Annotated in this window: 20 protein-coding genes; 5 read left to right on the top strand and 15 right to left on the bottom strand. The window is 63.6% G+C overall.

Features of this window, described 5'->3' with window-relative positions:
• Positions 1-7: 7 nt before the first annotated feature.
• Positions 8-1027, bottom strand: a complete 1020-nt coding sequence (locus tag ACVWZ4_RS15525; RefSeq protein ID WP_456699920.1) for a helix-turn-helix transcriptional regulator — start codon at positions 1025-1027, stop codon at positions 8-10.
• An 83-nt stretch (positions 1028-1110) separates the two neighbouring features.
• Between ACVWZ4_RS15525 and ACVWZ4_RS15530 the strand changes: the two genes are divergently transcribed.
• Positions 1111-1755, top strand: coding sequence for a glutathione S-transferase family protein (locus ACVWZ4_RS15530; RefSeq protein ID WP_456740683.1), 645 nt, complete (start codon positions 1111-1113; stop codon positions 1753-1755).
• Positions 1756-1772: 17 nt separating this feature from the next.
• Here the strand turns inward: ACVWZ4_RS15530 and ACVWZ4_RS15535 are convergent, their stop codons facing one another.
• The 4 genes from ACVWZ4_RS15535 to ACVWZ4_RS15550 form a co-directional block, all read right to left on the bottom strand.
• Complete coding sequence (locus tag ACVWZ4_RS15535) at positions 1773-2558, bottom strand: enoyl-CoA hydratase/isomerase family protein (RefSeq protein WP_456740684.1); 786 nt, start codon at positions 2556-2558, stop codon at positions 1773-1775.
• 12 nt (positions 2559-2570) lie between these two features.
• The gene (locus tag ACVWZ4_RS15540) at positions 2571-3680 is read right to left on the bottom strand and encodes a cyclic nucleotide-gated ion channel (protein ID WP_456740685.1); all 1110 of its coding nucleotides are present in this window, start codon (positions 3678-3680) and stop codon (positions 2571-2573) included.
• A 167-nt stretch (positions 3681-3847) separates the two neighbouring features.
• The gene (locus tag ACVWZ4_RS15545; RefSeq protein ID WP_456699916.1) at positions 3848-4066 is read right to left on the bottom strand and encodes a hypothetical protein; all 219 of its coding nucleotides are present in this window, start codon (positions 4064-4066) and stop codon (positions 3848-3850) included.
• A 115-nt stretch (positions 4067-4181) separates the two neighbouring features.
• Entirely contained in the window at positions 4182-5627 is a 1446-nt protein-coding gene (locus ACVWZ4_RS15550; protein WP_456699915.1) for a TAXI family TRAP transporter solute-binding subunit, read from the bottom strand.
• Positions 5628-6032: 405 nt separating this feature from the next.
• Between ACVWZ4_RS15550 and ACVWZ4_RS15555 the strand changes: the two genes are divergently transcribed.
• Together ACVWZ4_RS15555 and ACVWZ4_RS15560 are read left to right on the top strand one after the other, a co-directional pair.
• Positions 6033-6380 carry a DUF3307 domain-containing protein gene (locus ACVWZ4_RS15555; protein ID WP_456705094.1) on the top strand — a complete coding sequence of 116 codons (348 nt, stop codon included), beginning with the start codon at positions 6033-6035 and terminating at the stop codon, positions 6378-6380.
• A 193-nt stretch (positions 6381-6573) separates the two neighbouring features.
• Positions 6574-6972, top strand: coding sequence for a hypothetical protein (locus ACVWZ4_RS15560; protein WP_456737111.1), 399 nt, complete (start codon positions 6574-6576; stop codon positions 6970-6972).
• Positions 6973-7026: 54 nt separating this feature from the next.
• On the opposite strand, the gene ACVWZ4_RS15565 is transcribed toward ACVWZ4_RS15560, so the two are convergent.
• Together ACVWZ4_RS15565 and ACVWZ4_RS15570 are read right to left on the bottom strand one after the other, a co-directional pair.
• Positions 7027-7350: a YkgJ family cysteine cluster protein gene (locus tag ACVWZ4_RS15565; RefSeq protein WP_456699913.1), complete on the bottom strand. Its 324-nt coding sequence runs from the start codon at positions 7348-7350 to the stop codon at positions 7027-7029.
• 5 nt (positions 7351-7355) lie between these two features.
• Entirely contained in the window at positions 7356-8054 is a 699-nt protein-coding gene (locus tag ACVWZ4_RS15570; protein ID WP_456699912.1) for a helix-turn-helix transcriptional regulator, read from the bottom strand.
• Between the two features lie 112 nt (positions 8055-8166).
• On the opposite strand from ACVWZ4_RS15570, the gene ACVWZ4_RS15575 reads away from it, so the two are divergent.
• Positions 8167-8442: a hypothetical protein gene (locus ACVWZ4_RS15575; protein ID WP_456740687.1), complete on the top strand. Its 276-nt coding sequence runs from the start codon at positions 8167-8169 to the stop codon at positions 8440-8442.
• A gap of 37 nt (positions 8443-8479) precedes the next feature.
• Entirely contained in the window at positions 8480-9208 is a 729-nt protein-coding gene (locus ACVWZ4_RS15580) for a glutathione S-transferase family protein (RefSeq protein WP_456699910.1), read from the top strand.
• Between the two features lie 81 nt (positions 9209-9289).
• Here the strand turns inward: ACVWZ4_RS15580 and ACVWZ4_RS15585 are convergent, their stop codons facing one another.
• From ACVWZ4_RS15585 to ACVWZ4_RS15620, 8 genes are all read right to left on the bottom strand, one after another.
• Positions 9290-10441 carry an ABC transporter substrate-binding protein gene (locus ACVWZ4_RS15585; RefSeq protein ID WP_456737114.1) on the bottom strand — a complete coding sequence of 384 codons (1152 nt, stop codon included), beginning with the start codon at positions 10439-10441 and terminating at the stop codon, positions 9290-9292.
• Positions 10442-10530: 89 nt separating this feature from the next.
• Positions 10531-10950: an acyl-CoA thioesterase gene (locus tag ACVWZ4_RS15590; RefSeq protein WP_092230816.1), complete on the bottom strand. Its 420-nt coding sequence runs from the start codon at positions 10948-10950 to the stop codon at positions 10531-10533.
• 11 nt (positions 10951-10961) lie between these two features.
• The gene (locus tag ACVWZ4_RS15595) at positions 10962-11723 is read right to left on the bottom strand and encodes an SDR family NAD(P)-dependent oxidoreductase (protein WP_092230819.1); all 762 of its coding nucleotides are present in this window, start codon (positions 11721-11723) and stop codon (positions 10962-10964) included.
• 22 nt (positions 11724-11745) lie between these two features.
• A complete protein-coding gene (locus ACVWZ4_RS15600) occupies positions 11746-13629 on the bottom strand; it encodes a feruloyl-CoA synthase (RefSeq protein WP_456740688.1) in 1884 nt (627 codons plus the stop codon).
• Positions 13626-14435 (bottom strand): crotonase/enoyl-CoA hydratase family protein, encoded by an 810-nt coding sequence (locus ACVWZ4_RS15605; RefSeq protein WP_456740689.1) that lies wholly within the window; start codon positions 14433-14435, stop codon positions 13626-13628. The genes ACVWZ4_RS15600 and ACVWZ4_RS15605 overlap by 4 nt, the downstream gene beginning before the upstream one ends.
• Before the next feature lie 100 nt (positions 14436-14535).
• Positions 14536-14997, bottom strand: coding sequence for a DUF3237 domain-containing protein (locus ACVWZ4_RS15610; RefSeq protein WP_456737117.1), 462 nt, complete (start codon positions 14995-14997; stop codon positions 14536-14538).
• Between the two features lie 12 nt (positions 14998-15009).
• Positions 15010-16329 carry a TRAP transporter large permease gene (locus ACVWZ4_RS15615; RefSeq protein WP_456740690.1) on the bottom strand — a complete coding sequence of 440 codons (1320 nt, stop codon included), beginning with the start codon at positions 16327-16329 and terminating at the stop codon, positions 15010-15012.
• A gap of 2 nt (positions 16330-16331) precedes the next feature.
• Positions 16332-16868 carry a TRAP transporter small permease gene (locus tag ACVWZ4_RS15620; protein ID WP_456737118.1) on the bottom strand — a complete coding sequence of 179 codons (537 nt, stop codon included), beginning with the start codon at positions 16866-16868 and terminating at the stop codon, positions 16332-16334.
• Positions 16869-16892 lie beyond the last annotated feature (24 nt).

The raw sequence follows: 16892 nt of genomic DNA on the forward strand, positions 1-16892 counted from the left end.
TCGTGTTTCAGGATTGTTTCGCCGGCCGCGGCGGGATCCGCCGCGATCCGGCTTTACGCGCCGTGCGATAGCGCGCGGCCATCGCCTGCGTCATCTCGGCCATCTTCTCGCGGAGATCGGCGGGCTCCAACACTTCAGCTTCGGCCCCGAGCCGTAGCAACTCAGAGGCGGCATGCCATGACGTTTTCCCCGTCGGCACTCTTGCAATCCGCCAGCCGTCGGCATCGGCGGTCTCGTCGAGCTGCGTGCGCGCCCTCACGTAAGGCTGGGTCAGCGCATCGAGCAACTTCACGCCGAACGGCGACAGCCGCACGATCGCGACATTGGGATGCATCTCGGCTTCCAGCCGCAGCGTCGCGTCCTGCCAATAGGCGGCGAGATCGAAATCGCCGGGACGGTCGAAGCGGTCATCGAGAGCCGTGCAGTCGAGCACGCGCGCGACGCGATAGGTGCGCACGGTACCGTCGACTTGACCGGCGAGATACCAGCTGCCTCCCTTCAGCACCAGACCGAGTGGGGCAACACGGCGCTGCTTCTCGGCACGCCAGCTCTGGTAGCGGATCTTTATGAGGGTCCCGCGCAGTGCTGCGCCGGCGATGGTGCGCAGATGTTTCGGCTCTTCCGTCTCGCCGAACCAGCCAGGAGCATCGAGATGGAAACGCTCTTGCATCCGCCCGGCATCTTCGCGCAAATTCGCGGGCAACGCCGCCATCAATTTGTTCTGCGCGGCGATCATTGCCGCATCCAGCCCCAGCGCCGCCGCCGGGCCGGGGAGCCCGGCTAGGAATAGCGCGCCGGCCTCGCTCTGCGACAAGCCGTTCAGGCGCACGCGATAGCCGTCGAGCAGGCGATAGCCGCCCTCAGCACCACGGTCGGCATAAACGGGGACGCCGGATGCGGCGAGCGCATCGATGTCACGATAGATCGTGCGAACCGAGACTTCGCAGGCATCCGCAAGCTCAGGCGCAGTGACCTGTCCCCTGGCCTGCAGAGTGGTGAGGATCGACAACATTCGGCTCGCGCGCATAACCTCTTAAACCATACCTGACACAGGATGTCAGGTATGCTCGGCTACAAGGCGAGCCATCGCCAGCCAGATGGAGCCTAGCCATGACCGATCCAAACCGCGTCACGTTGTATTACTCGCCCCAGAGCCGGGCCACCGGCACGCGGGTGCTGCTGGAAGAGCTTGGCGCGCCCTATGATCTCCATATCCTCAACATGAAGGCCGGCGAGCAGCGGCAGCCCGCCTACCTTGCCCTCAATCCGCTCGGCAAGGTGCCGGCCGTCAGGCACGGCGAGGCGCTCGTGACCGAGCAGGTCGCCATCTACATCTATCTCGCCGATTTGTTTCCGGAGGCGGGGCTTACGCCCGCCTTGAACGATCCGCTCCGCGGTCCTTATTTGCGCTGGACCGCCTATTACGGCTCCTCGTTCGAGCCAGCCCTGATCGACAAGTTCATGCAGCGCGAGCCCGCGCCGATCACGCAGTCACCCTACGCCGATTACGACACAATGCTGGGTGCGCTCGAGGCGCAGCTGTCGAAAGGACCATATCTGCTCGGCGAGCGCATGACCGCCGCCGATGTGCTGTGGGGCGTCGCGTTCAACTGGACCATGATGTTCGGCATCGTGCCGAAGAAGGATGTGTTCGTCCGCTATTCGGAGCGCATCAGCTCCCGGCCGGCGTTCCAGCGCATCAATGCAGCGGACGACGAGATGGCGGCACAGCATGCCAAGGCTCTGGGTGGTTAAAGGCTATCGGTGGGTGATCAGAACCTCGGCAGCCGCTTCTCCGCGAACGCCCTGATGCCTTCCTTGATCTCGTCGCCGCGCATGCTGTCGCGGTGACGCTGGTCGGCGGCCTGTTCATCGAGCGCGCCACGGGCGAATTCGTTGATGGCGCGCTTCATGCCGCGCATCGCGTTCGGAGCATTGCCGGCGAGGAGGTTGGCGAGCTTGTCGACCTCCTCGTCGAGGGTTTCCACCGGCACCATCGCGGTGAGATAGCCGATCCGCAGCATCTCCGGAGCGGTGATCTTCTGCGCTGTCAGGAACAGCTTTTTGGCGTTGTCCACGCCAAGCCGGGTCACGTAGCGTTTGATGCCGCTCCTGTAGTAATGCAGCCCGAGCCGGGCCGCCGGCATGAACATCTCGGCGGTGTCGACGCCGATGCGGAAATCGCAGGCGAGCGCGAGATCGGTCGAGCCGCCATAGACCCCGCCGTTCAGCCGGCAGATCGTCGGCACGCCGAGATCCTCCAGGCGGTTGACGACGACCTCGAAGGCCGAGCCCGCGCTCTGCTGCTCGTTGGCGCTCACCGCGCGCTCGGCGACAGAATTCAGATCATAGCCTGCGGAGAACGCTCGTCCCGTGCCGGTCAGCACCAGCACCCGGATATCAGGATCGCTTTCCACCCGGTCGAACAGCTTGACCAGTTCACCGAGATCCTCCGCCTCGAGCCGGTTGAGATGTTTTGGCCGGCTCAGGCGGATGGTGGCGCGTGCACCGCTGATTTCGAGCACGGGGGGACTTGCCGCGTCGGCTATATCCGACATTCTTGCCTCCATTTACTTGTTTTCGAGCGCGCGGCGCTTGGCTTCGGCGTCGATGGTCTCGGCGAGATCAGGGTGCCGCGCCATCAGCACGCGGAAATCGACGAGGTCGAGCACCAAAAGCCGCGACACTTTCGTGGTCGAGACGTTGGCGCCGCGCATGTTGTTGCCGAGCAGCGCCATCTCGCCGAAGAAGGCGCCTTCGCCGAGCTGCACCTTCTTGCCGGGGAGATCGACCTCGACGGCGCCGGCCGCGATGAAATACATGCAGTCGCCCTGGGCACCCTTGCGGATGATCATGGTGCGCGCCGGCAGCTCCATTGTGCGCAGCATGTGGGTGACGTCGGCGATGGCCGCTGGACCCAGCGCCGCGAAGAATGGCACCTTGCTGACGGACTCCCAGGTCTTGAGGAAATTGTCACGCCGGGTTTCCGCTGCGAACCCGGTCGCCAGAATACCGGTCCACAGGCCGAACACGCCGAGGCCGGAGATCATGACCAGGGCTGCCACCATGCGGCCGAGCGGCGTGACCGGCACGACGTCGCCATACCCGGTCGTGGTCAGCGTGACGACCGCCCACCACAGGGCGGCTGGGACGCTGCCGAACGTTTGCGGCTGCACGTCCCGCTCCAGGAAATATTCGGCGACGGAGGCGAGGAAAACCACCATCAGGAAGATGACGAGCACGCTGATCAACGGCCCGGATTCAAGCACCAGCACGCGGCGGAGCTGGCGCAGGCCAGGAATGCCTGGCACCACTTTCAGCACCCAGAGCACGCTCAGCAGCCACGCGGTCTTGGGTTCGGCTCCGAGGATCAGCGCGACCGGCACGGCCAGCGCCCCCAGCGCGTCGACCACCCCCGCGGAGGAGGACATGTAGAGCCCCAGCCGCTGCTGCCGCGCCATGTGGCGCAGTCGGACGAGCCATTCGAACACGAAATAGATCAGACAGGCCCACAGCAGGACATCCACCCAACGGTGCGTAGTGTCATAGGCCGGGTCGACCGTCAGCAACACCATGCTGAGCACGCCGACGGTCACGGCCACATAGGCCGCCTTGGTCATGTTGCGGCCGGCGGTCGCGGCCATGAGTTGGGCCAGAGCGGAAAACATCGGCTTTGACATACGGGACGGTGGCTCGGTCTGGTTCCTGCGGTCCCGGTTGGGACTTCGGTGCCAAGGTGCCCGCCCGCACCGGGGCCGTCAACGACGGGACGGGCAGCGGCGCCATCCGCTCAGATCAGGACGGTCAGGATGCTTCGGGGGAGCCAGCCGGCTACCGGGGGTGGTCGTTATTTGAAATGCGGAGGCTCATCATAGCCGCGACGGCTGCTCCAGAACAGCAGCATCATCAAGCCGACGCCGACGACCACGGAGAACCCCGCCCCCAGCGCCAGTGCCACATAGCCTTCGGTCGGGATCGGGTCGCCTGCAACCGACATGGCTGAATAGGCGAAGTAGCCGACCGCAACCAGCATTCCCAGCAGGATGATGAGAAGGAGGATACGCATCGTGCGTTCTCCGGTTGTGCCGGTAACCAACGGTTGCGCCAGCGAAACGGTTCCGGAGCGGGACGCGATTCGCCCGAAATGCGAGAGCCCGCGGCCCAAAGCACGAATCGATAGGTCAGGCACTCTGAGCTGTTTTCACCACCACGACGTTGGTGTCGTCATGCGGGGGAGGGAGCGCCCCGATGGCGACCTTCTCGATCTCGCTGGCATGACGTTTCAGGAAGTCGCGACGCATGCTGATTTCGTCCCGGACGAACTCGTAGCCCAGCTTGAAAGTGTCGAGCCCGTCTGTGCTGATCGTGCCGTCGCGCAAGCCGATGACCGCGCCGCGCAAGATGGTCTCGAGCTCGTCCTGCAGACATTCGAGCTGATCCAGCGAATGCGCATGCTCGATGCGTTCGCCGATGTCGAGAATGGCGGTGGAGAGCTCGCTCGCCTTCTCCGGCGCGATGCGGGTGATCTTGGCGTAGATGGCGGCGAAGATCGAGCCGATGACGCTGAGCGCGGCGGCGCCCAGATACATCATGTCGCTATACTTATCCATGAACGACTTGGTGTCGTCGTTGATGTAGTCGGCCGCCCCCTGATGCGCCATCACGTAGGCGTCCTTCTCGACGGAGGCGGGTTCGATGTGCGTCGCAAAGCCGTTGTCGAGCCCGAGCGCGGACTTGTTCTCGTAGACGATGCGCGCAATGTCGCCCGCGGTGGTCGCCGACATCCTGGATTGCGCGACGAGCAGCCATTCCAGTCCGATCGTGTCGAGATCGTCATCGGGAATTTCGGGCGATGCGGACAGCGTGCCTGCCGACAGCGTCTCATCGGAGATACCGGGGAACTTGAGCGCCAGTGCCTTGGCCTCGTCGATCGCATTCAGCGTGAAGCCGCCGTGCCTGGCGACCTGCTCGTAGGCCTTGTCACGCACGGCCTTGGAGGCATGGACGATCGCAATCACCGCGCTGAAGCCGGTGGCCGGCGCGAACAACTTGTCCAGCGTCGCGCCCTGCGGCGCCATCTGGATCTTCGCCGCGTCGGGACCGTCGGGCATGTCGAGCAGGCTGCGGACGAATGCGAGCGAAGAATCGTTCTCGGCGAGAACCGCGACCCTCTTCTTTTTCAACTCGGCCAGGGATTTGATCTTCTTGTTGCCGGCACCCAGCAGCAGCACGAGGTCGTGCTCCAGGATCGCCAGCGTGCGTGCTCGCAGCGGCACCTTGGCGTCGGTGCGGAGGACGGCAAGATCGGCCTGCCTGCGATCGAATTGCGCGAGCGCCTTGGCGTTATCGGTATTGTTGACGATCTTGATCCGGAAACGGGAGGCGTTGTTCTTCAGCAGCGTGGCAAGCTTGGTCGCGAACAGCGCCTCGTCGCTGTTGGGAGCACCGACGGCAAAGGTCAGCGTCTCCGAATTGTGCAAGAGGGAGCGGCCGGCCCAGACGGTCGCAAGCGACAGCAGCAGGGTGAGCACGACATACAGCAGGACCTGCTGCTGATTGGTCTTGATGACCTTGGGGCGGCGCGGCGGCGGGAGCTCGGTCGACGAGGTCGAGCCTTCAGTACCCATGGCAGCCCCCTGGCCTTATTCCTGAAACGGCGGGCTGCGCGCCCATCGCCGGCGGCCCGCGAAAAATTTGCAAGCGTCTGAAAAATAAGAACGACAATCCGCAGCTTGGAAATGATAGCGCGCCGGCGAGAGAATGCAAATTCCGCGCCGGAGGTAACCTTACTCGACCGATCCCACGCCGCTTGCCCATCCTATCACCCTTTAGCCACAGTTCTCGATTTTCCGGTTCCCCTAGCTGCATTCCGGCCCGGGAGGTGCCATAAATCATGGGTCCCGATGATTTGACGGGTCCAAGAAGAAGTTGCGCTGAACGCTCCATTTTTTCTTTTCGAGTCAACGAGGGCGTCAGCTTTGTCGTTTCCACCCCTGTCATCGGCGGTTCCGGTCGAAGCGCTTATTGGCTGGATGTTGCTGCTCACCTTCAAGCACATCATCGCCGATTTCGTCTTGCAGACGGCCTGGATGGCGCAAGGCAAGGACCAGAAGCACGGCTGGGCATTGCCGCTTCTGGTGCATTGCCTGATTCATCTTGCGGTTGCGTTGCCGCTGATCCTGATCGCAGCGCCGAGGTTCTGGTTCGTGGCGCTGATCGATTTCGTCATCCACATCACGATCGACCGGGCCAAGGGACTCGTCTCGGCCAATTTCGGCGTCAACCAGGAGCACCCCTGGTTCTGGACCCTGATCGGCGTCGACCAGGCGCTGCATCACCTGACCGGCTTCGGCCTCTCGATTTTCATGGCGGCGAACTGAGACTCAAGGCTCATCCTGAGAGCCCGCCGAATGCCGGCCTCTCGAAGGACGGCTGCAACCCCGTATTCAACCCGATAGGGCTCCCCTTCGCTTCGCGGCAGAATGGCAAGGACCCCGGGTGACTACCGCCGAGGGTGGTTAACCTTTCATTAGAGAATTGCGCTGCATCTTCCCTTCACGAGGGAGAACTGCAATGTTTTCAAGCCGCGACGCTTATGAAGGCGATTTCTGCCCGGTTCGCGACGAGCTCCTTGGCGAGATGTACCGCGCCAGCGAGAGTGGCCTGCCGAGGCTGATTGAGAGTGTTTCCCCTGACGCGCGCGCCAGACTGGCGCTGTTTTGCTATCGCCGCAGCCATCTTCATTCGCTGGCTGTCGCGATCGCAGGAAGCTGCAGCGAGCGCGACCTGATCGAGAACGGCGGTCGTGTCGGCTCGACACTCTATGCGCTGTCGCGCGCGAGCACGGCCAAATCGTCACCGTCGCTGTCGGGAGGCCGCAAGCCGATCACGCTGTCGACCAAGCCGCTCTCGGTGCTCGCACCGCTGGACGACGAAATCGACGACGAGATCAGCCAAGCCGTTCCGGCCTAAGGCTCTATGGTTTGGGCATGATCCCGGCGGAAAACCGCTGCACAGTTTTCCTGGTCATACGCTCTCGATCACAGGCAGCCCGAACTTTCGCCGCGCCATCGCGCATTCGGCATCGCCCGGCATGCAGGTGCGGCACACTTCCGGCCGCACCGCGTAGATGCTGCACGCGGTGGCCTTTCCAATTTCGCCCTGCAAAGCCGAACAGCGATCGCCCTCGCAGCGCATCCCGGATTGACGCTCGTTGACGAGCGCCTCAGGGATCGCAGCGAGCTCCTCGTCGCTCTCGATCGAGAATCGTGGCCAGTTCTGCGAATAGCCGCAGCAGGCGCCGCAGCTCTGGCAACAGCTCGACAGATCGATGGTGGATGTCTCGTCCATCGCCGTCACGTGTCCTTTGGCGGGCCCCAGACCAGGCTCTGCCGCCATTTGGCGCGCAGCACGTCGCGCCTCTCGGGATATCTTTCGTCGAGATAGGTGGCGTCCACGACGCGGTCGGTGCGGAAGCTGCGGAAGTCGCTGCGCAGCTCGCACCATGCCGCAAGCAAACGTACGGCTTCGAGATAGCCGACCGAGATCGGCCAGATCGTGCGCTCGCTGGAGCGGCCCTGCTCGTCGCGATAGCGCAGCATGATCTTCTTGCCTTCGTGGATCTGGGTGCGCGTGCGCGCCATGTCCAGCCGGTCCGGCTCCCTGTTCCAGCTCGGCCGTGCGCGGCTCGCCGGCTCCAGCACGAAGGGCCGCAGCCGCTCGGGCACGGTGTCGGCGATTTTGGCCATCAGATCTTCGGCCGCACGCGCCAGCGTGGAATCGGCATGGCCGGCGACCCATTGCGCGCCCAGCACCGCCGCCTCGATCTCGTCAGGTGTCAGCATCAAGGGCGGCAGGTCAAAGCCCTTTTCCAGGATGTAGCCCATGCCGGCTTCGCCGCGGATCGGCACGCGCTGGCCCATCAGCGTTGCGATGTCGCGATAGATGGTGCGCTTCGACGTCTCGAGCTCGGCGGCAATCGCGTCCGCCGTCAGCGGCTTACGGGTGCGCCTCAGCACCTGGATGATCTGAAACAGCCGGTCGGCGCGTCTCATGACAATTCTCTCATCGGGGGCGGATCAGAAAATGCCGCGTGGCTGCTGACAGGATGTTGGCAGCAGGGGAGTTCTATACCGGGACAACACATCGACTGAAGAGGATTTGTCCATGATCATTCCAAGCCATTTCGGTCCGGCCGGTCCGCTGTGGCGGGCACAGGCTCCATTGCATGCGTTGCTGTACGCCCGGGCCTTCAGCCGGCTGATGTTTTTCGATGTCACAATCGTCGACCTCCGCATGGCGCTCACGACCATGCTGGCACGCTCGCTAACCCAGGCTGCGGACTTGGTGGTCCGCCATGTCATGAGCCGCGCCTGGCAGGGGGCCCGTTTCGCAGAAGATATCACGGCTGCTGCCACCATGGTGGCAGCAGCGCGTCATTAGGTTCCGTCAACTCTTTCGCTCGTTCAGGAGAGCCCGCATGATCACGCTTTATGGCTTTGGCGCCGGCTTCGGCCTGCCGGAAATCAGCCCCTTCGTCACCAAGACGGAGGTGCAGCTCAAGATGGCGGGCTTGCCCTACCGGAAGGAGCGTGCGATGCCGCCGGCCTCGCCGAAGGGGCAGCTGCCCTTCATCGACGATGGTGGCGAGGCGGTGGCCGATTCCACCTTCATCCGCGCCCATCTCGAGCGCCGCTACGGCTTCGATTTCGATGCCGGACTGTCACTGGCCGAACGAGCGCAGGCCTGGGCGTTCGAGCGCATGATCGAGCATCACGTCTATTGGGCGCTGGTCGGCGCACGCTGGGTCGATCCGGCCAATTTCGCCAAGGGCCCTGCCCACTTCTTCGACGGCGCGCCGGAACACAATCGCGAAAAATTGCGCGAGGACGCGCAATTCCGCGTCGCCGAGAACTATCTGCTCTCCGGGCTTGGTCGCCATGGACCCGACGACGACGTCGAGCTGGCGGTGCGTTCGTTGTTCGCATTGTCCGTGCAGCTCGGCGACAAGTCCTATCTGATGGGCAACAAGCCCAGTGGGGTCGATGCCACCGCGTTCGGCGCGCTGGCCGGCATTTTGACGCCGTTCTTCGAATCGAGCCTGCGCGAGCGCGCGGAAGGATTTCCGAACCTCACCGCTTATGTCGACCGGATGATGGACATCTACTATCCCGAATTCGCCTGGACGCCGCTGAGGCAGGCGGCCTGACGCGTACGCGGGACGCAACAATAAAATAAAAGAGCCGGCCCTCTGTGGGCCGGCTCTCGTGGTCTCGGAAACTGCGGCTGCTTATTTCGCGAGCGTGTATTTGCCGTCCTTGACCGTAAGCAGAATACGCGAGCGGTCGTCGAGGCCGTACCGATCCTTTTCGGTGAAGTTGTAGACGCCCTGGCTGGCGGCCATCTCCCGCTCCGACAGCAGTGCCTGACGGATGGCCTCGCGGAATTCCGGCGTGCCGGGCTTTGCGGTCTTCAGCGCAACAGGGATGACGCGCTTGAGGATCTCAAACGCATCGTAGGAATGGCCGGCGAACTGGCTGCGGCTGTTGGGGCCATATTTGGCCTCATAGGCGGAGTTCAGCGCCAATCCCGGCTTTTTGGTGAGGGCGCTGTCAGGCTGATCTTCGGGATCCATGACGGGGCCCGACGCCATCAGCACGCCTTCGGCGGCCTTACCCGCGATACGGATGAAGTCCATGCTGGCCGCGCCGTGGGTCTGGTAGATCAGGCCCTGATAGCCGCGCTCGCGCAATTCGGTCTGCGGCAGTGCTGCGGCAGTGCCGGAGGCGCCAACCAGAATCGCGTCGGGATTGGCGGCGACGAGCTTCAGCACCTGCCCAGTGACCGAGGTATCGGGACGTGCAAACCGCTCTTCGTCCGCGAGCGCGAGGCCCAGCGGCACGCCCTGGGCCTTGAAATCATTGAACCAGAGATCGCCGTAGGAGTCGGAGTAGCCGATGTAGCCGACCGTCTTCACGTTATGCGCCTTCATGTGCTCATAGAGCACCTTGCCCATGATCGGGATCGGCTGTGGCATCGCCACGGACCACTTCATGCGCTCCGGGGTGATCGGAAAAGGCGCGAGCCCGAAATGCGGAATGCCGGCTTCATTGGCGACGTTTGAGACGGCGATCGTCGGCGGCGTCAGCGCCGAGCCCATGATGATGTCGGCCTTGGATTCGGTCACGAAACGGCGGGCGTTGGTGGTCGCGGTGGTCGGATCGCCGCCGTCGTCGAGCACGATCACCTTCAGCGGCACGCCGCCGATTTCCTTCGGCACGAATTCCAGCGCGTTGCGCTCGGGGATTCCGAGCGCGGCGCCCGGACCGGTCGTTGTGGTGGTGATGCCGATGGTGATTTCGTTCGTCTGCGCCAGCGCGGGCAGAGCCGGCAGCGCCAGCGTCGCCGCCGCGATCGCGGCGGTCAGGTAAAAGCGTTTCATCTGTTCCTCCCTTGACGATTTTCCTTGAAAGCAGAAACCGGGGTTGAGTTCAGCCCCGTCTTTTGTCGATGCGGCGAGTTGGCTCCGGACTAGCTTCCCGTGAATTTGGCGACCATTTCCGGAGGGAATGGCGCCGATTTCAGTCTGTCGGGGTTATCCGGGTCGCGGCCGACCAGAACACGCGTCTCGAACCCTTCGATGGCGAGGGCCTCGCCCTTGTAGACGTTGTGCTTCACCTCAAAGCTCGAGCGTTTGATGCTCTCGATCTTCGTCTCGATGGTGATCCAGTCGCCATAGGTCGAGGGGATGTAGAACTTGGACCTGGTATCGACCATGGGGATGCCCACCAAGCCGTATTTGCGGACCAGGTCCTGCTTGGAGAAGCCGGCGACTTCGAACAGGGTCGACGTCGAATCGTCGAACATCGCGAAGTAACGCGGATAGTAGACGATGTTGGCGGGGTCGCAGTCGCCCCACTGGATCTGGACGTCGCGCCGGTTCACGAACATGAGTTGCGCGCCTATTTCGGCGCCATGCGCAGCGAACCGTCGAGGCGTACCACTTCGCCGTTCAGGTAGGAGTTCTCGACCATGTGCAGCGCCAATGCCGCGAACTCGTCTGCGTGGCCGAGCCGGCGCGGGAAGGGGATCGCCGCGGCAAGCGAGTCCTGAGCTTCCTGCGGCAGGTTGGCCAGCAGCGGCGTGAGGAACAGGCCGGGCGCGATGGTCAGCACGCGAACGCCGAACTGGGCGAGCTCGCGCGCGATCGGCAGCGTCATGCCGACGATGCCGCCCTTGGAGGCCGAATAGGCTGACTGGCCGATCTGGCCGTCATAGGCGGCGACGGAGGCCGTGTTGATGATGACGCCGCGCTCGCCGGTCGCCTGCGGCTCGAGTTTGGACATCTCGGTCGCAGCGAGGCGCAGCATATTGAAGGTACCGATCAGATTGACCTTGATCACCTTGTCGAAATCCGCGAGCGCCATCGGGCCGTCGCGACCAACCACGCGCTTCGCCACGCCGATGCCGGCGCAATTGACCAGCACGCGGGCCGGGCCATGGGCCTTGGTCGCCTGCGCGATCGCAGCCTCAGCCGATGCCGCATCGGAAACGTCGCAGGTCACGGCCACGCCCTTGATCTCGGCGGCAACGGTTTCCGCGAGCTTGGCATTGAGATCGCATACCGCGACCTTGGCGCCCTGCGCCGCCAGCTTTCGCGCGGTCGCCGCGCCAAGCCCCGATGCGCCGCCGGTGACGATGGCTGCCTGATCCTTCAACAACATGGCGTTCTCCTTCGATGAATTCTTAGCCGACCGATATCACACGGTCAGATGGATTGGCAGCGTAGAGCTCCTCGATCAGAGCGGTGCGATGCTCGAGCACCGCGCGCTGGTTGATCGAGCCCTTGTCGGTGACCTCGCCCATGTCGATCGAGAGTGGCGTGTCCATCAGGATCGCGCGTGTGACCCGCGTCGAGGACCCGGTGGCCTGGCTGAGGAAGTGCGTCAGGCGCTCGCGGAAGGCTTCGCGCACCAGGCGGTCGCGTGCGGTCACGGTGAGATCGTCGGCTGGCAGTGTCGGGTTGACCAGGCGGCAGCCGTCGAGATCGAGCAGCACGAGCGCGGAAACTTCGTCGCGGTTGATGCCGGCGATGACGACGTCGCGCACCAGCGGCGCGCAGGCCGCGGTGAGGCGCGCGCGCAGCGGGCCGACGCTGACCCAGGTGCCGCTCGCGAGCTTGAAATCCTCGCTGACACGGCCGTCGAAGTCGAAGCCGGCGTTGAGATCATTGGGGTCAGCGGGCTTGAGCGCATCGCCCATCTTGTAAAATCCTTCCTCGTCGAAGGATTTCGCGGTGATGTCGGGTTGACGCCAATAGCCGGGCATCACGTTCGGCCCCTTGGCTCGGACTTCCATCTTGCCGTTGTTCGGCACCAGCTTGGCGTCATTGCCGGAAACGGGAAGGCCGACATGGCCGGAACGGCTGGTGCGCGGATTGACCGACATGAAGAACGGCGCGGTCTCGGTCGCGCCAAGTCCGGTCAGCATCGGCACGCGATAGCCCTTCTCCTTCACGGCCAGTTCGTCGAGGTTATCCCAGACGAAGGGCGATAGCGCCGCGCCGGAGAAGAACATCGCGTGCAGGCGGTCGAAGAATTTGGCGCGCAGCCCCTGGTCGTCGCGCAGGTAAGGCAGCAACGATTCGTAGCCCTTCGGCACGTTGAAATAGACCGTCGGAGAAATCTCCTGGAGATTTCGCACGGTCTCCTCGATGCCGCCGGGCACCGGCTTGCCGGCGTCGAGAAACATCGAGCCGCCATTGTACAAGGTCAGCCCGATATTGTGGTTACCGCCAAAAGTGTGGTTCCAGGGCAGCCAGTCGATGATGACGGGCGGCTCGTCCTTGAGAAAGGCGAGCGTCTCGCGCAGCATCACCTGGTTGGCGCAGATCATGCGCTGGGTGTTGATGACGGCCTTGGGGTTGCCGGTCGAGCCTGACGTCAGCAGGAACTTTGCGATCGAGTCGGGGCCGATGTTGCCGTGCACGGCATCGAGGTCGTCACGGATCGGAGTTGCCATGAGGTCGGCGAGCAAGGTGACGTCGCGGCCCGGCACGCTGCCGTACGACGCGGCGATCTCGGTGCCGAGCGAGACATTGGCGGCGAGCGCATCCGCGAACTTGCCGGCATCGTCTGCGAAAACCAGGCCGGGCGTCAGCAGCTTCATCAAGTAAGAGAGCTTGCCGTAATCCTTCGACACCAGCGAATAGGCCGGCGACACCGGGCAGAACGGAACACCGGCATAGAATGCGCCGAAGGCGAGCAATGCGTGGTCGATCGAATTGCCCGACAGGATGACGACCGGCCGCTCTGCCGAGAGGCCGCGCTGGATTAATCCCGAGGCAATATGCCGGCTCGCGGTGAGCAGCTCGGCATAGGTGATCTTGCGCCAGCCGCGGCCGCCTTCGCGCTCCGCCATGAACACGCGGTCCGGCGTCGTGGTCGCCCAGTGATGCAGGCGGTCGGTGATGCGGACCGGATAGTCGCCGAGCGGCTGTTTGGGTCGCAGATAGATCGTGCCATCGGTGCGACGCTCGATGTCGACGACGGGATCGCCGAACGAAATGGGCCGCAGCGGAGAATTGCTCACGCCGCGCTCTGTGCTGGAAGAGGACGGCTGTGCGCTCATGATTTCGGCTTCACCTTGGCGGTCTTGTGCTCGAGGAACTCGCGGATCCTGCGTTTTGCCTCTTTGTCGCTCTGCGCAACCGTCGCCATCAGCGATTCCATGAGCAGGCCAGTCTGCGGATTCGCCTCCGCGATCATCGGCAATGCCTGGAGCACGGCGAAATTCGTCAACGGCGCGTTGGACGCGATCTTGGACGCGAGCTCCAGCGCCCTGGAGAGGCCGTGACCGGCCTCCGTGACATATTGGGCAAAGCCGTAGGATGCGCCTTCGGTCGCGGAGTAGACGCGCCCGGTCAGCATCATGTCCATCATGCGGGCGACGCCGATCAGCCGCGGCAGCCGCACCGAGCCGCCGCCGCCGACGAAGATGCCGCGCTGCCCTTCCGGCAGTGCGAAATAGGCTGTGGGCTCCGCGACGCGAATATGGGCGGAGCAGGCAAGCTCGAGCCCGCCGCCGATCACCGCGCCCTTGAGCGCCGCAATCACGGGCACGCGGCTATATTGGATGCGGTCGAACACCCGGTGCCACATCTGCGAGTGCAGCAGGCCCCCGGTGGCGTCGTGATCCTGCAGTTCGGAGAGGTCGAGACCGCTGGAGAAATGGTCGCCAATGCCGTGAATGACGACCGCGCCGATGTCCTCGGGCAGGGACGTAAAGCATTCGCCGATTTCGAGGATGATGCCGTCGTTGAGCGCATTGCGCTTGGCCGGCCGGTTCAGACCTACCGTCAGAACCCGGTCCACCCTCTCGATCTGAAGCAACCCGGAGGCGCCCGCGCCAGCGGTCTCGGCGTTTCCCTGTGTCATTTGCGTCCTTATCAGAATAGTTATGTTGTATAACGAATTCTGGAGGAGTCAAGGAGGGGGTCTGCGGTGTTTCACCCCGCCGGACGACAGCGGAGTGTATTCACAGCACCTGATGCACGTCGATCACCACCCGGTCGGCATGCCGTGCGGCCGAGCCCACAAAGATGTGCTCCATCAGCCAGCGATAGTTCTCGTGTCCCGTCTCGAATCTCGGCACGGTGCGGAAATAGATCAGCTTCGGATCCACGGGTTCGCCGCGTTTGAGCTTTTGCAGGAGTTCGACAGGGCCGAAGCGCATGCCCTTGTTCTCGACGTAGACGATTGCGCCGTCGTCGGTCTCGAACGCGTATTTGGCTTCCAGGTCGATCAGCTCGTTGGGGCGGATGGTCTGGAAATCGGCGCCGAACGGCAGCACCCTGCCTGATATCGCGCCCGTCACCGCGCCGCCGACGATGGGGATGATGCGGCGGACGCCGATGCCGGTCTCGCCGGCGGTGATGACGTCGCCGATCTCGGCGGTGATGGTGAAGACGTATTTCGTCTCGAGCGTCGGCGTGGTCATCGCTTCATCTCTCTAGTGTGCCATCATCCGCGTCGGCAGCCATGTCGCCAGTAGCGGGAAGGTGATCAGGATCACCAGGCGTACGAGATCGGTCGCTACGAACGGGATGACGCCCTTGAAGATGGTGGCGAAGGAGACGTCCTTCACCACGCTCTTGATGACAAAGACGTTCATGCCGACAGGCGGATGGATCAGGCCGAGCTCGACGGTCATGACGATGATGACGCCGAACCAGATCGGGTCGAAGCCGAGATGCATGATGACCGGGAAAATGATCGGCACGGTCAGGATGATCATCGCCATTGCGTCCATCAGGCAGCCGAGCACCAGATACATTATCATGATCAGTGCCAGTACGCCGTAGGAGCCGAGGCCGAGACCGGTGAGGAATTCCGTCACCTTCTGCGGCGTCTGAGTCACCGTGAGGAAGTAGCCGAAGATCAGCGCGCCGATCAGCACGGTGAAGACCGCGGCGGCCGTGCGCGTTGCCTGCAGCAGCGAGACCAGCACCTTCTCGCGGTCGAGCCGCCCGGTGACGATGCCGATGATAAAGGCGCCGGTGGCGCCGACGCCGCCGGCTTCGGTCGGCGTGAAACGCGGCAGGAAGGGCAGGCCGTAAAGGCCGCCGATCACGAACATGAACAGCAGCACCGGCGCCCAGATCTCCTTCAGGCCCGCGAAACGCTCGCGCCAGGGCAGCACCTTGCCCTTGGGCAGGAAATCCGGGCGGAAATAGCCGATCAGGAAAATCGTGATCATGTACATGGTCATCGCCAGCAGGCCGGGGATGATGCCGGCGATGAAGAGTTTTCCGATGTCCTGCTCGGTGATGATGCCGTAGACCGCGAGCACGGTGGAGGGTGGCAGCATCGCACCCAGCGTGCCCCCGGCGGCGATCACGCCGGTCGCAAAGGACTGCGGATAGCCGAAGCGGCGCATCTCCGGATACGCAACGGCGGAGAAGGTCGCCGCGGTGGCGACCGAGGAGCCGCAGATCGCGGCGAAGCCGCCGCAGGCGCCGACCGTGGCAATGCCGAGGCCCCCGCGCAAGTGGCCGACAAAGCCGTTGGCGGCGCGGAACAGCTCGCGGCTCATGCCCGAATTGCTGACGAACGACCCCATCAGCAGAAACATCGGGATCACGCCGAACGTGTAGTCGGTGACCGTGCGCATCGAAGTCTGGCCGACCAGCTTCAGTGCAGGGGTCGGACCGACGAGATAGGCGAAGCCGGAGACGCCGACCAGGCCCATGGCCATGCCGACAGGCACGCGCAGCAGCATCAATGTGAAAAGGGAAACGAAGCCGAGAACGGCGACGACATCGGTGCTCATGACTACTCCGTCGCCTTCAGCTTGGGGTCGTGCATCTCTTCGGGATGGAAGATCAGTCGGTAAGTGCGAATTGCGATCAGCAGCACGGCCGAGACGTCCCCGATCCATGCAATTGCGAAGAATGGCCAGGTCGGCATGTGCATGTCGAAGGTCTGGACGTTGTCCCTGTAGGTGCCGCGGACCTTGTCGAACAGCGTCCATGTCTGCACGGTGACGACGAACAGCAGCACCAGCGTCGCGAACACGTCGATCCAGCGCTGGTAGCGCGGGCCGACATTGCCCCAGACCAGGTCCACCGTGATGTGCGTGCCGCGATACGAGGTCGCCGCAATGCCCCAGAAGATGAGGATGCCGAGCAGCATGCGGCCGATGTCGAAACTGTCAGGAATTGAATAATTCAGCGTGTTCCGCAGCAGCACCGACAAAAAGATGTCCAGCGCGACGAGGCCGACGAACGCGGCCGCGATCCATTCGATCGTGTCGATGATGCGGTCCATCCAGGAGCGCTTTGTTGGGAGTGCCTCGTCGTGTGCCGTCATTGCTTTGATCCGGATCTCGCCGCG

This window comes from Bradyrhizobium sp. USDA 4472 (assembly GCF_054058595.1).

What these genes read in the sequence shown, in the direction of transcription:
- ACVWZ4_RS15545 (WP_456699916.1), bottom strand. Translation starts at nt 4,066, where the DNA reads ATGCGTATCCTCCTTCTCATCATCCTGCTGGGAATGCTGGTTGCGGTC.
- ACVWZ4_RS15575 (WP_456740687.1), top strand. Translation starts at nt 8,167, where the DNA reads ATGATCATTCCAAGCCATTTCGGTCCGGCCGGTCCGCTGTGGCGGGCA.
- ACVWZ4_RS15610 (WP_456737117.1), bottom strand. Translation starts at nt 14,997, where the DNA reads ATGACCACGCCGACGCTCGAGACGAAATACGTCTTCACCATCACCGCC.
- ACVWZ4_RS15595 (WP_092230819.1), bottom strand. Translation starts at nt 11,723, where the DNA reads ATGTTGTTGAAGGATCAGGCAGCCATCGTCACCGGCGGCGCATCGGGG.
- ACVWZ4_RS15600 (WP_456740688.1), bottom strand. Translation starts at nt 13,629, where the DNA reads ATGAGCGCACAGCCGTCCTCTTCCAGCACAGAGCGCGGCGTGAGCAAT.
- ACVWZ4_RS15585 (WP_456737114.1), bottom strand. Translation starts at nt 10,441, where the DNA reads ATGAAACGCTTTTACCTGACCGCCGCGATCGCGGCGGCGACGCTGGCG.
- ACVWZ4_RS15605 (WP_456740689.1), bottom strand. Translation starts at nt 14,435, where the DNA reads ATGACACAGGGAAACGCCGAGACCGCTGGCGCGGGCGCCTCCGGGTTG.
- ACVWZ4_RS15615 (WP_456740690.1), bottom strand. Translation starts at nt 16,329, where the DNA reads ATGAGCACCGATGTCGTCGCCGTTCTCGGCTTCGTTTCCCTTTTCACA.
- ACVWZ4_RS15580 (WP_456699910.1), top strand. Translation starts at nt 8,480, where the DNA reads ATGATCACGCTTTATGGCTTTGGCGCCGGCTTCGGCCTGCCGGAAATC.
- ACVWZ4_RS15525 (WP_456699920.1), bottom strand. Translation starts at nt 1,027, where the DNA reads ATGCGCGCGAGCCGAATGTTGTCGATCCTCACCACTCTGCAGGCCAGG.
- ACVWZ4_RS15620 (WP_456737118.1), bottom strand. Translation starts at nt 16,868, where the DNA reads ATGACGGCACACGACGAGGCACTCCCAACAAAGCGCTCCTGGATGGAC.
- ACVWZ4_RS15530 (WP_456740683.1), top strand. Translation starts at nt 1,111, where the DNA reads ATGACCGATCCAAACCGCGTCACGTTGTATTACTCGCCCCAGAGCCGG.
- ACVWZ4_RS15555 (WP_456705094.1), top strand. Translation starts at nt 6,033, where the DNA reads ATGTTGCTGCTCACCTTCAAGCACATCATCGCCGATTTCGTCTTGCAG.
- ACVWZ4_RS15565 (WP_456699913.1), bottom strand. Translation starts at nt 7,350, where the DNA reads ATGGACGAGACATCCACCATCGATCTGTCGAGCTGTTGCCAGAGCTGC.
- ACVWZ4_RS15570 (WP_456699912.1), bottom strand. Translation starts at nt 8,054, where the DNA reads ATGAGACGCGCCGACCGGCTGTTTCAGATCATCCAGGTGCTGAGGCGC.
- ACVWZ4_RS15590 (WP_092230816.1), bottom strand. Translation starts at nt 10,950, where the DNA reads ATGTTCGTGAACCGGCGCGACGTCCAGATCCAGTGGGGCGACTGCGAC.
- ACVWZ4_RS15560 (WP_456737111.1), top strand. Translation starts at nt 6,574, where the DNA reads ATGTTTTCAAGCCGCGACGCTTATGAAGGCGATTTCTGCCCGGTTCGC.
- ACVWZ4_RS15550 (WP_456699915.1), bottom strand. Translation starts at nt 5,627, where the DNA reads ATGGGTACTGAAGGCTCGACCTCGTCGACCGAGCTCCCGCCGCCGCGC.
- ACVWZ4_RS15535 (WP_456740684.1), bottom strand. Translation starts at nt 2,558, where the DNA reads ATGTCGGATATAGCCGACGCGGCAAGTCCCCCCGTGCTCGAAATCAGC.
- ACVWZ4_RS15540 (WP_456740685.1), bottom strand. Translation starts at nt 3,680, where the DNA reads ATGTCAAAGCCGATGTTTTCCGCTCTGGCCCAACTCATGGCCGCGACC.